At 66.6% G+C, this 13,930-nt stretch carries 13 protein-coding genes; 8 read left to right on the top strand and 5 right to left on the bottom strand.

What is annotated here, in order from left to right; all coding sequences use genetic code 11:
• Nucleotides 1-111: 111 nt before the first annotated feature.
• Together ABLE92_RS12470 and ABLE92_RS12465 are read right to left on the bottom strand one after the other, a co-directional pair.
• Nucleotides 112-966, bottom strand: coding sequence for an SGNH/GDSL hydrolase family protein (locus ABLE92_RS12470; RefSeq protein ID WP_348805075.1), 855 nt, complete (start codon nt 964-966; stop codon nt 112-114).
• Nucleotides 967-1,099: 133 nt separating this feature from the next.
• Complete coding sequence (locus ABLE92_RS12465) at nt 1,100-2,284, bottom strand: lipase family protein (RefSeq protein ID WP_449741878.1); 1,185 nt, start codon at nt 2,282-2,284, stop codon at nt 1,100-1,102.
• A gap of 159 nt (nt 2,285-2,443) precedes the next feature.
• Between ABLE92_RS12465 and ABLE92_RS12460 the strand changes: the two genes are divergently transcribed.
• The 3 genes from ABLE92_RS12460 to ABLE92_RS12450 are packed head-to-tail and all read left to right on the top strand — an operon-like array spanning nt 2,444 to nt 6,365.
• Nucleotides 2,444-4,009 (top strand): glycosyltransferase family 2 protein, encoded by a 1,566-nt coding sequence (locus ABLE92_RS12460; protein WP_348805129.1) that lies wholly within the window; start codon nt 2,444-2,446, stop codon nt 4,007-4,009.
• Nucleotides 4,006-4,317: a hypothetical protein gene (locus tag ABLE92_RS12455; RefSeq protein WP_348805073.1), complete on the top strand. Its 312-nt coding sequence runs from the start codon at nt 4,006-4,008 to the stop codon at nt 4,315-4,317. Before ABLE92_RS12460 ends, ABLE92_RS12455 begins: the two co-directional genes overlap by 4 nt.
• On the top strand, nt 4,302-6,365 hold the full coding sequence (locus tag ABLE92_RS12450; RefSeq protein ID WP_348805072.1) for an acyltransferase family protein: 2,064 nt from the start codon (nt 4,302-4,304) through the stop codon (nt 6,363-6,365). Before ABLE92_RS12455 ends, ABLE92_RS12450 begins: the two co-directional genes overlap by 16 nt.
• 1,176 nt (nt 6,366-7,541) lie before the next feature.
• On the opposite strand, the gene ABLE92_RS12445 is transcribed toward ABLE92_RS12450, so the two are convergent.
• A complete protein-coding gene (locus ABLE92_RS12445; RefSeq protein WP_348805071.1) occupies nt 7,542-8,084 on the bottom strand; it encodes an excalibur calcium-binding domain-containing protein in 543 nt (180 codons plus the stop codon).
• Between the two features lie 95 nt (nt 8,085-8,179).
• The gene (locus tag ABLE92_RS12440; protein ID WP_425476112.1) at nt 8,180-9,169 is read right to left on the bottom strand and encodes a glycoside hydrolase family 26 protein; all 990 of its coding nucleotides are present in this window, start codon (nt 9,167-9,169) and stop codon (nt 8,180-8,182) included.
• 181 nt (nt 9,170-9,350) lie between these two features.
• On the opposite strand from ABLE92_RS12440, the gene ABLE92_RS12435 reads away from it, so the two are divergent.
• Nucleotides 9,351-10,436 (top strand): hypothetical protein, encoded by a 1,086-nt coding sequence (locus tag ABLE92_RS12435; protein WP_348805069.1) that lies wholly within the window; start codon nt 9,351-9,353, stop codon nt 10,434-10,436.
• 1 nt (nt 10,437) lies between these two features.
• Here the strand turns inward: ABLE92_RS12435 and ABLE92_RS12430 are convergent, their stop codons facing one another.
• On the bottom strand, nt 10,438-10,734 hold the full coding sequence (locus ABLE92_RS12430) for a hypothetical protein (protein WP_348805068.1): 297 nt from the start codon (nt 10,732-10,734) through the stop codon (nt 10,438-10,440).
• A gap of 176 nt (nt 10,735-10,910) precedes the next feature.
• On the opposite strand from ABLE92_RS12430, the gene ABLE92_RS12425 reads away from it, so the two are divergent.
• The 4 genes from ABLE92_RS12425 to ABLE92_RS12410 all read left to right on the top strand — a co-directional run bounded on the left by ABLE92_RS12425 (nt 10,911) and on the right by ABLE92_RS12410 (nt 13,510).
• The gene (locus tag ABLE92_RS12425; protein WP_348805066.1) at nt 10,911-11,735 is read left to right on the top strand and encodes a DUF2189 domain-containing protein; all 825 of its coding nucleotides are present in this window, start codon (nt 10,911-10,913) and stop codon (nt 11,733-11,735) included.
• Nucleotides 11,736-11,986: 251 nt separating this feature from the next.
• A complete protein-coding gene (locus ABLE92_RS12420; protein WP_348805065.1) occupies nt 11,987-12,250 on the top strand; it encodes a hypothetical protein in 264 nt (87 codons plus the stop codon).
• A gap of 74 nt (nt 12,251-12,324) precedes the next feature.
• Complete coding sequence (locus ABLE92_RS12415) at nt 12,325-12,885, top strand: hypothetical protein (RefSeq protein ID WP_348805064.1); 561 nt, start codon at nt 12,325-12,327, stop codon at nt 12,883-12,885.
• 130 nt (nt 12,886-13,015) lie between these two features.
• Complete coding sequence (locus ABLE92_RS12410; protein WP_348805063.1) at nt 13,016-13,510, top strand: hypothetical protein; 495 nt, start codon at nt 13,016-13,018, stop codon at nt 13,508-13,510.
• Nucleotides 13,511-13,930: the final 420 nt, after the last annotated feature.

The raw sequence follows: 13,930 nt of genomic DNA, 5'->3' as shown, positions 1-13,930 counted from the left end.
CCCGTACTTGGGGGCCATAAGGGAAGTAAATGCCTGTCCTACGACCAAGCGAATTTCAAAAAGGGCGCAATCCGTGACCGCGTCGGGTCATCCCGACGGACCGAGGGGGTCTCAGGACGACGCCGGCAACCCGAACGCCGCGAGCACCGTCTTCGACCACAGCTTCTGGCCCGCCTCGTTCGGATTGAGGCCGTCGGCCATCAACGCGGCGCGTGCGGAGGCGTCGGCGGGAAACGCCGAGTACACGTCGATCACCTGAATGCCCGCGGCATCCATCGCCGACGCGTACCCCGACACCTGGTCGGAATTGTCGCCGTCACGCGGCGGATTCTGCTTGATCACCGCAATCCCGGCATCCGGATATTTCTTCTGAATGGCCGAGATGAGTGGCTGGATCTGCTCGGCCAGCGGCTGCGACGCATCCTCGGTGAGGCCGAAGTTGAGCAGCACCAGATCCGGTGTGCCGATCGATTCGCCCGACGGGGCGGTGGTCAGCGCGGTCAGATTGTCCAGCGCATACGCCGCGTCCTTGCCCGACGCCGAACCGTTCCAGAAGCCGATCGCCCCGTTGGGGCCGGTGCCGAGGACCACCGGTGCCCCGTACTTGGAGGTCGTGGGGTTCCAGTAGGCGGTGGCGACCGTCCGGTCCAGTGAACTGCTGATCGCCCGGCCCAGCTCCGGGGCCCACCCCGACGTCGAGGCTCCCGTCGAATCACCAAGCAGCAGAATCGTTTTCGGCTCCTTCGGGTCCGCCTTCGCGGCGTCGAAGAAGGCGACGGTGGCCGGGGTGGCCGCGGGCGCGGTGGTACTCGGCGCGCTCGGCGTCGTCGTCGCGGTCGATGACGTCGGAGCGGTCCGGTTGGACGAGATCACCAGCCCGACCACCAGGATCACCACGCACACGGCCATGACAATCCACGCCCACAGCGGAGCGGAATCATAGATCCGCCGCACCCAATTCTTCACGTCGCCAAACCCCGATCACCGAACCGCACGCCCAACAAATGTCCTCACCCTAGCGGGCCCCGGGAATCACTGCCCGATTCACCGTCGCCGTCGTGTGGTCCGATCGAGGGAATTCTCGTCCGGGAAATTCGCCTCAACAATCACCGGTGGCCGGCTGTCCGGCGAAACGCGCGGCGATCCACTGTCCGAGCAGTGCACCGGGGTCCAGCGAATGCCCCTGCCCCTCGCGACGCACCCTCGTCACGGTGTCCCCGAGCGTGCACGCCCGACCGAGGGTGACTTCCATCACGTCGACCGGGATGATCTCGTCGACGCTGCCGTACATCGCGAGGATGGGCACGTCGGTTCGGGTGCGCGGCAACGACATCGAGTCCAGGACGCCCCGCAGCCGGTCGGCGTCGGCGGCATCGGCCATGAAGGCGTCGCCGTCGGCGGCGTTCACCTCGTCGGTCAATCCCGAGCGTTCCCCCGAACACGACACCAGCGCGTCGACGTTCTGCCCGACCGCCCCGTGCAGGTAATCCCCGGCGGTGAGCTGCGGATTCGCCTGCGCGACGCCCTTCACCAGAATCGGATACAGCCACCGTTGTGACGGCGTCAGTTCGCCCGACTGGGCGCGATCGACGAGGTAACCGGCGTCGAGCAGGGGCACCGTCGCCGCCGCTCCCACCAACTGCCCGGCGCCCGGACCGTAACCGGCGAACTCCTCGGCGCTCGCCCACGCCGCCGCGCCGCCCTGAGAGGCGCCGACCGCCACCCACTCCGGGCCGATCGTCGGCTCCACCGACCGTGCCGCGCGGGTGGCGTCGATGACGTTGTAGCCCGCGGTCCGCGGCTCCAGATAGGGGTGAGCCGGCCCGCTCGTGCGTTCGCCCAGACCCTGATAATCGGTCGTGACCACCGCATATCCGGAGTTCAGAAAGCCGGCGACGGCCCGGATGTCACCGAACATGTCCGCGCGGTCGGACGGCCCGCAATCGCGGGTCACACCCGTGGTGCCGTGCGCATAGGCGATCAACGGCCAGCCGCCCGCGGGCCGGTCACCGCCGGGAACGAACACCGCACCGGAGACGGTGGTGGCCGCGCCGTCGACCCCGGACACCGACCGATACACGATGCGGGTGGCGCGCGTCTCCGACGGCAGGTACGACGACCACGCGGTCAGCGGATCGGTGGACGACACCACCTGCCCGCGCGCCGCCAGGGTCGCCGCCGCCGGCGAGGGTGCCGCGGCGGGGGAGTGCACGGCCTCCGGTGCCGCGGAATCGCAGCCGACGACGACGATCGCGGTGCACACCGCCACCACCGCACCGGCCATCCGATTCCGCAACAACACACGGAGAACGGTAGCGGGCCCGCCGACGCCGGATTGCATTGGCGTTGCGGGTGCATGATTCTGTTTCGCGTGGGTGTGCTTCTCGGGGGAGAAATCGGGACCGACGACGACGCTGTCGACGACAGGCGGCGGCGCAAGTCGATGCCGCCGGAAATCAGTGCCGACCCCGAGGCGATCGTCGCGCCCGCCGACGACGAGATCTACGAATACCTGGGCCCACAGATGCGATGGGTGCAGCTCGCGTTGCTGATCGCGTTCGGGTTGTCGGCGTGGTCGCTGACCGCCTTCGCCACCGCGCACCCCTGGCTGTGGCCGGCGCTGGTGGTGCTGGGCCTCAACGCCATCGGCACCCTGCTGTCCCTGGCGACCGGCCTCAGCCGACGTCATGTGACCTGGCGCACACATCAACAGTGTGCTGCCACTTGGGTTCCCGACGGCGGGGTGTTCGCCTCCGTCGACGTGTTCCTGCCGACCTGCGGCGAAAGCCTGGCCATCCTGCGCGCCACCTACACTCACGTCGCGGCGTTGTGCTGGCCGGGTGAGCTCACCGTGCACGTGCTCGACGACGCCGCCTCCGACGAGGTCCGCGACCTCGCCGCCGAATTCGGATTCCGCTATCACCTCCGCCCCGACCGCGGGCACCTCCGCAAGGCCGGGAACCTCCGTTACGGATTCACCCAGAGCTCCGGTGACGTGGTGATCATCTTCGACGCCGACTTCTGCCCACGCCACGACTTCCTCGCGCACCTGATGCCCTACCTCGACGACCCGCGGGTCGCCATCGTGCAGAGTCCGCAATGCTTCGCCACCACCGAGACGATGGGCTGGATCCAACGCACCGCCGGCGCCACCCAGGAGTTCTTCTACCGGTGGGTGCAGCCGTCCCGCGACCGCATGGACGCCGCCAATTGCGTTGGCACATCGGCCCTCTACCGGCGCAGCGCCCTCGAGGCGGTCGGCGGGTTCGCCCCCATCGAACACAGCGAGGACCTGCACACCGGCCGTCACCTGCAGCAGGCCGGCTACCTGATTCGCTATGTGCCGGTGGTGCTCTCACGGGGACTGTGCCCGTCGGATCTCGCCGGCTTCCTCAACCAGCAGTACCGCTGGTGCATGGGATCGCTGTCGCGGGTGCGCAATACCGTTGTGGCCGAGCCGAAACGGATGACCTTCCGGCAGGCGATGGCCCATTGGGCCGGGGTCTTCTACTACCTGACGACCGCATTCAACGTCTTCCTGGTCTTCCTGCCCGGCGTCATCATGGTGACCGCCTTCCCCGACGACGTCCGGCCCTGGCAGCTGGTGCCGTTCCTGTTCGGGCTGTGGGTGTATGTGGTGATGTTCCCGTTGGTGTCGCGCACCCGCTGGCGATTCGAGGTGCTGCGCATCCAGATGGCCTACAGCTTCGCCCACGCCATCGCCATCCTGCACAAGATCATCGGCCGCGAAATCGGTTGGGTGCCCACCGGAGTCGTCGGCAAGTCCAACTCGCTGGCCCGCTCCATCAGCATCCTCGGCGCGGTGTCGCTGGGGGCGTCGCTGATCGTGTTCTGGGTGTTCATCCTGCGCGACATCCGCTACCACGGACTCGCCTCATTCTGGATGATGGTCGGATTCGCCTGCGTCTACACCTATCTCGCCCTCCCCCTGTTCGTCGAATTCATGCGGATCCTGTTCTCCCGCGGACGATCGAAGGTGTCGGCATGAACGGCTGGACCGACCCCGACGACCATCCCACCCAGCGCATTCCGCGGATCGCGGACGTGCCCGGATACGAGATGGGTCCCGACGACGTGGACACCGACCGGTTCGGTGCGGCGGAGCCGACCCCGCAGGCCGACGTTCCCCCGCGCGACACCCTGCCCCGCCCCAGCATCACCGACCGCCGCCCGACGGCCCCGAACTGGAACCGCATCACCGTGTGGGAAGTGGTGGGCTACACCGCCGTCATCGTGTTCATCGGGGCGGTGGCATTGGGTGTCTTCGACATCATGTTGCCGTGGACGACGTCGTGACCGCACCGCACACCTCGAAGTTCTTCACCGACATCGCCGGGCTCCGCGGCGTCGCGGTGCTGCTCGTCGTCCTGTTCCACGCCCGCATCCCCGGACTCGACGGCGGGTTCGTCGGCGTCGACATCTTCTTCGTCATCTCCGGGTTCCTCATCACCGGCCTGCTGATCCGGGAGTTCGAACGCAGCGGATCGTTGTCGTTCAAGGGGTTCTACGCCCGGCGCTTCCGGCGGATCATCCCGGCCGCCGCCCTGGTGATCGTGGTGTCGCTGATCGGCGCGATGCTGACGATGCCGCTGCTGCGGGTGTTCAAACAGGCCATCGACTTGCTCGCCGCCGCAGCCAATCTCGCGAACTGGCACTTCATCGCGCAGAACGCCGACTACCTCGCCGGCGCCATCGACGGCAGCCTCGCCACCCACTTCTGGTCACTGGCCATCGAGGAACAGCTCTACTTCGTGTGGCCGCTGACGATCTTCTTCGCCGCCATCCTCGTCGCGAGAACCCCACTGCGCAGACACCTTTCGATCCGCTGGTCCATCGCGCTGGTCGTCGGACTGTTGACCATCGGGTCGTTGATCTGGGCGATCCGGCTCACCCCGGTCGATCCGGCCACCGCGTACATGGCCACCTACACCCGCGTCTGGCAGTTCGGGGTCGGTGGACTGCTCGCCGTGATCGAACCATTGCTGGCGTGGTGGTCGCGAAAAGCGCTGTCGGCGCGAGCGTTCGCGATCCTGCTGGGGTGGGCCGGGCTCGCGGGCATCGTCGCATCGGCGGTCCTCATCGACGCCTCCACGCCGTACCCGGGAACGGCGGCACTGCTGCCGACGCTGGCGGCGGCCCTGCTGATCCTGTCCGGACAGGTCAGTCCCGGAGCATGGTTCGCCCCCGGATTCCTGCTGTCGTTTCCGCCGATGCGTTTTCTCGGTCGGGTGTCGTACTCGTGGTACCTGTGGCATTGGCCGGCGCTGGTGCTCTTCGAGACGCAGACCGGGATCACCACCTGGCCCGCGTTGCTCGCGGTGAGCGGGGTGTCGCTGCTGATCGCGACCGCCTCGACGCTGTACTTCGAAGAGCCGATCATCCGCAATGCCGAACTGAAGCGCAACAATTCGGCGTCCATCTCGGTCGGGCTGACCGGGCTGGTCATCGGGTTGGCGACGGCGATGGTCGTCGGCGTGGTGACCGTCAACATCGCCAGCAAGGACACCATCACCAACGCCACGTTGAGTTATCAGTCGGTGTTCGGGCAGGAGAGTTCGGCCACGTCGGGACCGGTGGTACCCAACCCGTTCCAGGCCTACGACGACCGTCCCGAACCCCACGAATGCCTGGTCCCGGTGGGGGAGTACGGCCCACCACACGAATGCGCCTTCGGGCCCGGTGACGGTATCCCGGTGGTGCTGTTCGGTGACTCGCACGCCGAACAGTGGGCGGAGACGATGCGCGACATCGGGAATGCGCACGGCTGGCGGATCTACCAGTTCACCAAGGCGGCCTGCCCGGTGCAGAACATCCTGCCGCAACGCGGACGACCCGACCCGTTCAACAAGGAGGACTGCATCCGCTGGCGGGAGGACACCCTCAACCAGATTGCGGCCATCCAGCCGAAGGTCATCGTGTTCTCGTCACTGTCGACGTATGTACCCACCTACGAGGAGTCGGCCGCGGCCTGGGACGACAGCCTCACCCGGCTCCGCGACACCGGTGCCGAACTGGTCTACCTTGCCGACACCCCGTACCCCAATTTCCAGATCGCCGACTGCATGTCGGGTGCCCTCGACGACTGGACGAAATGCAACTTCCACCTCGACGACGTCGTCCGCCACGAACCCATCCTCACCGAACAGGCCCGCGGCGGCGACCGCGACATCCTCACCCTGTCGGTCAATGATCTTCTGTGCGAGGGCAATACCTGCTTCCCGGCCCGCAACAAGATTCTCTTCTACCGTGACGAATCCCACCTGACCGCCACCGCCGCACGCGTTCTCGGCCCGGCCCTCACCAAACAACTCGACAAGGCGCGCTTCGACTATCGGGCGAGGTAGCTCTGATGCTGCAACTCAAGTCGCTGGTCGGGCCGACCCGGGCGCTGCCCCTTGGTCTGGGCTGCAGTTCAATTCGCTGGTCGAGCCGACCCGGGCGCCGTCCCTTGGTCTGGGCGGCAACTCAATTCGCTGGTCGAGCCGAACCGACCGTCGTCCCTTGATCCGGGCTGGAACTCAATTCGATGGTCGAGCTGACCCGGGCGCTGCCCCTTGGTCTGGGCTGCAATTCAATTCGATGGTCGAGCCGACCGGAGCGCCAGCGGAGGTCGTGTCGAGACCGGGTGACCCGGTGCTGGGAGCTGCTGGGCTGGGTGTCGTGAAGGCTGTCCGTCCAGCACGAACCCGCCGATGTGCCAATATAACCGGGACCGCTCAGCCTATCGGAAGCAATTATTGTTTCTGATCCGCTGAGCCATCCCGGTTATAATGCCTCGCCGCCCGATCCCACCCCACAGGCCGATATAAACGCGGTGTGAGAGGGCCTTCGCGTCGTATATATCGACACGAGCGGCCTCTCACACCGCGTTTGTATCCGGTGCTGGTGCCGTTGCGGCGAGATCAACCCCCGCTGGCCGACCGTAACCCCGCTGGCCGAGTGCTCGTGAGGAACGAGCGAGTGTATCCGCCGTCGAGGTCGAGGCCACTCCCGCAGCTCTCCGCACCATCGCCGAGCACGAACCCGCCGGTGCGCCAATATAATCGGGACCGCTCAGCCCATCGGAAGCAATTATTGTTTCTGATCCGCTGAGCCATCCCGGTTATATCGCCTCGCCGCCCGATCCCACCCCACAGGCCGATACATCCGGCGAGATCAACCCCGCTGGACGACGGACTGCTCGTGACGTAACCCCCGCTGGCCGAGTGCTCGCGAGGAACGAGCGAGTGTATCCGCCGGGCAGATACACCGACTCGCAAGCTCACCGGCACTCGGCCAACGGGAGTTGGTCGGTGCGAACTACTCGGTGCGCCAATATAATCGGGACCGCTCAGCCTATCGGAAGCAATTATTGTTTCCGATCCGCTGAGCCATCCCGGTTATATCGCCTCGCCGCCCGATCTCACCCCAAACGCCGATACAAACGCGGTGTCACAGGGCCTTCGCGTCGTATATCGACACGGGCGGCCTCTCACACCGCGTTTATGTCGGTATCCGGCGGATCCAGCCGTCGCGACCCGTCAATTCTGGTCGCAGGCAACCCCGTCGCCGTCACGGTCGAGGCCCGGCCGGTAGCCGGGTTCGCCGAGATACAGCGGAGCCGCCCCGGCCGCGCGGGCATCGGCGCAACTCGAGTAGTACGCACCCGGCGCCTGCGTGGTGGTCGGCACACGGGGAATCGTGGTGGTCGGCTCGGGGGTCTCGGTGCTGGTCGGGATGAGCCCACGGGGGACCGTACTGGCGTTCGGCACCGCCGAGGTCGACGCCGGGGCCGACGACGACGCCCTCGAACTGGTGCTCGGCGATTCGGTGACCGTCACCGTCGACACACTGGTCACCGTCGTGGTGCTCGGCGCGGCCGCGGTGTCCCCGCCGGAGCCGATCACCCCGCCGATCCCGCACGACAGCAGCAGCGCAAACAGTCCGAGAATGATGGCGCCGATGATGAGCAGCGGCTTCTTACCCCCACCCGACGACCCACCCGACGGCGGTTGCCCACCCGTCGGCGGCTGATCACCCGGCGGCGGGGTCGGGGGAGTCGGCGGCCACTGCTGCGTTGTCATACTTGTTCGCCTTTCACACGATCTCCCGTGTTCCTACCAGTCCGGGTGCAGGTGTCACTGTCCCCCGAAGAGACCAATTCGGACAATCCGCCAGGTCAGCCGCCGACCATCGTCGCCAGTCCCTGCCGGAACGCGGCCAGGCTCGCCGGCGTCGAATTGAAACGCCAGTCCCGTTCCTTGTCCATCTGAAACCAGACGAATCCCTGCACCCGCGAGTGGTTTTCGACGACACCGAAGAAGTCGCGAATCCAGTTGGCCTTGGCGTCGGGACCCTCGCCCTCGGCGGCGGCGACCTCGGTGATGAGGATCGGGTGGCGGGAATCCAGACGTGCCAACGCCGCCAGACCCGACGTGAACAGGTCGGGGGCGCTCTGCCAGTGATGGCCGGGCACATCACCCCAGTTGTAGCCGTCCAGGCCGAGCCGATCCACCAGGTTGGGTCCGGGGTAGGCGTCGTCAAAAGGACTGGTGCCCAGGGTCAGTGTGTTGGGCGCCCACACGAACTCCAGTGTGCCCGGACGTTGCGCGCTGATCACCGTGTGCATCCGCGTCCACGCGGCGCGGTAGTCGGCGGCGGTGTTGCCGTTCACGCCGACCGCCCACGGATACCACGTCCCGTTCATCTCCTGAGCGAACCGCAGCAGCACCGGTTTGCCCCACGACGCGAGAGTGCGTCCCCAACGGGCGAATTCGGTGTCGTACCGACCGGCGGCCACCTGCGACAACGCATACGCGGGCTGGGTGATCCCGCCGTCGGGACGCCACGGTTCCAGCGTCAGTAGGGGAGTCGCGCCGAACTCGATGATCGCCGACAGCGTGCGCAGCGGCACCTCGTCGCCGATCGCGGCAAAGCAGTGCGCATACGACGGCGGCGCGCCCGCCAGATTCGTCAGCTGCTGCAGCGGGGTGCGCGTGGTCCCCGCGATCGGCATCACCGACGGAATGAACGCGCCCCACCGTCGCGGCGGCGGGGCCGCCGAGGAACTGGTCTCCGCAGGCGTCGTCGACGAACAGGCCGCCACCGCGAGGCCCGTCGCACCCAGCAGACCCGCACGCAGCAGGTCACGGCGTCGCAGGCCCGGCATCTCCACCCGGCAATGCTATGCGACGCCGACCCGGCCGGTCCCGGCACGCTCCGGGACCACTCACCCGTCCCGCCATTTCCCCACCGAGCGCCGCACGCCGTGAATACACTTTCGAAACAATGCCCACAGAGTCATCGGGAGGCTCGCAGTGAATGCCCGCAGAATCACGTGCCGGACATGGGTGACGACATTCATCGCGGTCATTTCCGTGGTGATTGCACTGCTCGGCGTGACGATCGCCAACCCGACCGCCCGCGCCGCCGACGTCCCCGCCCCGGACGATGGTTACGGCTTTTCGCAGGGCGCCGCCACCCAGTACCTCAGCGCGGCCGACGTGAACCGCGAGCTCGACGCGGTGGCGAAGACGCATGCGCAGTGGCTGCGGGTGTTCATCGACTGGTCGAGCGTGGAGGCCACGAAGGGCAGCTACGACTGGACCATCCCCGATCGTCTGGTCGCCGCGGCCCGCGCACGCAACCTGAAGGTCCTCGCGCTGGTCACCACCACTCCGACATGGGCGCGGCGAGCCGCGGCACCCGGCCAACTCGGCATCTACGCCCCGCCGTCCGACCCGGCGACGCTCGGCGCATTCCTGCAGAAGGTGATAGCGCGCTACGACGACGTCACACGATTCGAGATCTGGAACGAGCCGAACCTGCCCGCATTCTGGGGTCTGACACCGTCGAATCCCACCGAGTACACGGCCCTGCTGAAAGCGGCCTACGCAGCGGTCAAACAGAAACTGCCGGGAACCGAATCGACGGTGGTGGCCGCCGGAATGAGCCCTGATGCCGGCGCCGTGGATTTCGTCACGAAAATGTATGCGGCAGGCGCGAAAAGCTATTTCGACGCCGCGGCAATGCATCCCTACGTCTTTCCCGGCGGCATCTCCGCGACCCCCAACGGCTGGACGGAACTGCAACAGATCCGAGGGGTGATGGAATCCTACGGCGACTCCGCCAAGCGCATCTGGATCACCGAGATGGGCGCGCCCACCCGGCCGACGACCACCTCGGACACCACCAGTTCGTCGGGCTCCACCGGGTCGCTGGGATTCGGGGTCAACGAGATGGTCAGTCAGCAGGAGCAGGCCACCCAGATCCTCGACGTCCTCAGCGCCGCCAAGAACTCCGGCTACTGCGGGCCCGCGTTCATCTACTCGGTGCGCGACTGGGGGACCTCGGCCAACAACCGCGAGGACAACTTCGGCGCGCTGCTCACCAACGACTGGCAACCCAAGTACACCGCGTCGGTGCTCGCGCGGTAGGTCACCGCATCCGCGTCGGGGTGTGCCGTCCGGTGCGTTGACGGGCCGTGACCGTCACCGCCCACACCGCGATCCCGACCGCCACCGCCGACAGCAGATCCGATTCGGTGACGCCGTTATGGCTGGTCACGGCGAGCAGCACGGCCCCCTCGAGCGGACGATTCCAGATCACCCACGCCCCGGCCACCAGCACCAGCACGACGGCCGCGCGGATACTCGGCCGCAGCAGAGTCCACAGCCCGCACGCGAAGAGCAGGTTCAGCAGCACAAGGGCATGGAAGAGGTCAGGTGAACGCATCGTGAACAAGTATGGCCGGATTCGCTGCCGCGTCGCTGACCGACCGGTGTGAGCCTGCCCTCGCGCCCCTCGCGCCAAGGCACGATTCCGAATCGATTCGAACCATTCCATTGCGATACCAGGGCAGATCGTGTCACCGTCCGCGTGTCGGGACAGTCATCACACCGAGGAGCGACATGACCTATCCCCCGAACAACCCCGGTGGCACGCCCAACCCGGAGGACCCCTACGGCAACCAGGGCTACGGCAATCAGTCCTACGGCAACCAGCCATATGGAAACCAACCGTACGGCGGCCAACCGCAGTCCGACCAGCCCTACGGGCAGTATCCGCCACCGCCCGCGGCGCCCGGCGGATATGCCACCGGCCCCGCCGATTTCGACCTCGGAACGGCATTGAGCTACGGCTGGAACAAGTTCAAGGCCAACGCCGGGACGTGGATCGGCATCTCGTTGATCGCGTTCATCATCGTCGCGGTGATCGACAGCGCCGCAAGGGGATTCGACTATGAGTCGACGAGTGTCACGTCGAACATCATTCCCGGCTTGGTATCCGGAATCCTCAGTGTGCTGGTGCAGGCCGCGTTCACCCGCGGCGCGCTCGACGAACTCGACGGCCGCAAGCCGGGTATCGGTGACTTCTTCAAGTGGAACAACCTCGGCAACGTCTTCATCGCGGCGATCCTCGTGTGGGTGATCACCACGATCGGCTACATCCTGCTCATCATTCCCGGCCTGATCGCCACGTTCCTGCTCTGGTACACCTTCGCTTTCGTCATCGACCGCAATCTGTCGGCGGTCGACGGACTCAAGGCCAGCTTCAATCTGACGTCGAAGAACGTCGGCTCACTGTTGCTGCTCGCGGTCGTGGTGATCGTGCTCAACATCGTCGGCGCGATCCTCTGCGGTGTCGGACTGCTCGTCTCGGCCCCGGTGACCCTCATCGCGTCGACGTACGCCTACCGCACCCTCTCCGGTGGAGCGGTGAGCCCGGCGCAGTGACGCACCGAGACGCCCGCGCATCTGTGGTGCCCGTCACTCGATGACACTGGAAGCGAGTCCTGTCTCACTCTCGCGTGCACGCATGGTGGATCGACCGATCCACACCTTAAGCTCACCTCATGATGATGAGTCGGGGCATCATCGCAGGAATCGTAGGCGTCTTCGCGGCGCTCACCATGTCTGCGTGCAGCCAATCACCTGTCAGTAGCGGACCCACGTCCGCTTCCACCACCGCTGAATTGCCCGCGGGCATGAAGCTCACCGCCAATGGCGACGAAATCGTCTGGTGCGCAATATCTCCGCCCTACCAAGGGATGTACTGGGTGGTCGTCGTCGGCGATCCAACCGGTGGACCCTGCGGCGCCGGGGAGGTCATCACCCAGGAGCAGTTCGACGCCATCGGGGCCACCGAGGTCTGCGAGGTCACACTTCCTGACGGGGGTACCGCCACGTACTACGCCAACTCGGCGGCACGTGCCCGGAACCTCGCCCAGGGAGCATGTGTCGCGAGTTGATCTGCGGCACAGGTAATTTCAGTATCCACCACATCAATCTTCGGGGGAGATTGTTCATGTTCTCTGGAATGCGCATGCGCGCAACCACTCTCGCCGTGGCGGCAGCCATCGGCACCACCATCGCCGCGGGTCCGGCACTCGCCGATCCAACGCCGGTGCCGGCGTCGACGCAGTCGGCGATCGGTCTGGACTGGACCGCCATCGGCGCGCACGCGGCCGCCGCCGGTGACTCCGCGGGCGCGGCCGCCGCTGGTTGGGTTCTCGACGGTCAGCGTGGCGTGACACCCACCGCCGCCGACAGGCTCACCGTCGAGCACGCGGTGCTCGCCGCGGTCGCCTACGACGACGACACCACGGGTACCACCACCGAGGGCGCCACCGGCGAGGGCACCACGGGCACCGCGACGCCGGACACGTCCACCGGGTCGTCGTCGACGGGGTCCTCCGACCTCGGTTCGGACTTCATCCAGGACGCCCTCAAGCAGTTCTTCGCCGACTTCGACTGGTCGGTGATCACCATCCCGCTGCTGTCCATTGCGCTTCAGGGACAGGGGATTCCGGCGGTGATCGCGACACCGTTGGCGCAGCTGATCTGGACGGTCATCGAGGCCACGTTCCCCTCGGCAACCAAGTAGCAACGAACCTTGACTCGGCCGGTCCGGCTCCCACTTCCTCGGGGCCGGACCGGCGGAGTCGTGTGGACCGAACGGACGAATCCGACACGAGCACGCGCCATCCGGCGGGGCAGCGGGTTGAATACCGCACATGCCGATCATCCGCCGTGTGCTTGTGTCCGCGACCGCGCTGGTCGCCGGGTGCGTGGTGGCGGCCTGCACGGCGACCGTCGACGGTGACGCCGACGCCGTCGACGACGTGATGCCGGTGTCGTCGGTGGACGCGTCCGAACTGCCGACGGTGCTCGACGAACTCGAACCCGAGGCCAGCAGCCTGACGCTGGCTCCGGAACTCACGACCACCTCGGTGATGCCGGCCGGACCCTCCACGTGCGGTCCGGCACCCGAGTGGCGGGCGTATGTGGTGGTCACGTCCGGGGAACTGTCCTGCCCCGACGCGATCACCCTCATCGAGAACTTCAACAACGACCCCGGTATCCGCCGCGGCGATCACGGTGCCACCGTCGACGGCTGGAACTGCAACATCTACGGCGCAGCCGAAGTCCCGGACACCGGCTACGTCATCAAGTGCGTTCGTCCCGATGGTGCGACGGTGACCGTGTCGGATCCGCGGCGGGCGCCGTGAGGGCGAGAGCGGTTCGCGGCGATGCTGTCGGTGAGTGACGAACGCCGTTCGGGATAGTGCCCGGATGACCTCTGACACAGCCGCGCCGGCCGGGTTAGCTTGTGCACGAAGGGCTTGTCGCACGGCGACGGGGTCGGGATCATGGACGCGAACTCACCGGTCGTGTCGGGGACGACGGTACACCTGCAACACCTCGTGAGGTTGATCATGGTTGTCGCTGTCCTCGTCATTGTCGTCGCCACCGTGGTGGTGCTCGTCTCCCTGCCCGTCACTCGCGCAACATCGGCCGACTTCTATCACCGGTCGACTGCGGCGACATGGAAATCGCGGAGGTAACCGGCCTACTGCTGACCCCTCTTGCCCATTTCTAGACATGTGGTCGAGTATCGGACGTCCGTGACCTGGGGTTTTGTCGCGAGG

Source organism: Gordonia oleivorans (assembly GCF_040044975.1).
Classification (GTDB): Bacteria; Actinomycetota; Actinomycetes; order Mycobacteriales; family Mycobacteriaceae; genus Gordonia; species Gordonia oleivorans.
Note: the sequence above shows the minus strand (reverse complement) of the source record. Positions and strands in the feature narration are given on the sequence as shown.

Bases quoted from the DNA above. Each gene is read 5' to 3' on its own strand.
- ABLE92_RS12465 (WP_449741878.1), bottom strand. From the start codon at position 2,284: ATGGCCGGTGCGGTGGTGGCGGTGTGCACCGCGATCGTCGTCGTCGGC.
- ABLE92_RS12460 (WP_348805129.1), top strand. From the start codon at position 2,444: ATGCCGCCGGAAATCAGTGCCGACCCCGAGGCGATCGTCGCGCCCGCC.
- ABLE92_RS12455 (WP_348805073.1), top strand. From the start codon at position 4,006: ATGAACGGCTGGACCGACCCCGACGACCATCCCACCCAGCGCATTCCG.
- ABLE92_RS12445 (WP_348805071.1), bottom strand. From the start codon at position 8,084: ATGACAACGCAGCAGTGGCCGCCGACTCCCCCGACCCCGCCGCCGGGT.
- ABLE92_RS12440 (WP_425476112.1), bottom strand. From the start codon at position 9,169: ATGCCGGGCCTGCGACGCCGTGACCTGCTGCGTGCGGGTCTGCTGGGT.
- ABLE92_RS12430 (WP_348805068.1), bottom strand. From the start codon at position 10,734: ATGCGTTCACCTGACCTCTTCCATGCCCTTGTGCTGCTGAACCTGCTC.
- ABLE92_RS12425 (WP_348805066.1), top strand. From the start codon at position 10,911: ATGACCTATCCCCCGAACAACCCCGGTGGCACGCCCAACCCGGAGGAC.
- ABLE92_RS12420 (WP_348805065.1), top strand. From the start codon at position 11,987: ATGAAGCTCACCGCCAATGGCGACGAAATCGTCTGGTGCGCAATATCT.
- ABLE92_RS12415 (WP_348805064.1), top strand. From the start codon at position 12,325: ATGCGCGCAACCACTCTCGCCGTGGCGGCAGCCATCGGCACCACCATC.
- ABLE92_RS12410 (WP_348805063.1), top strand. From the start codon at position 13,016: ATGCCGATCATCCGCCGTGTGCTTGTGTCCGCGACCGCGCTGGTCGCC.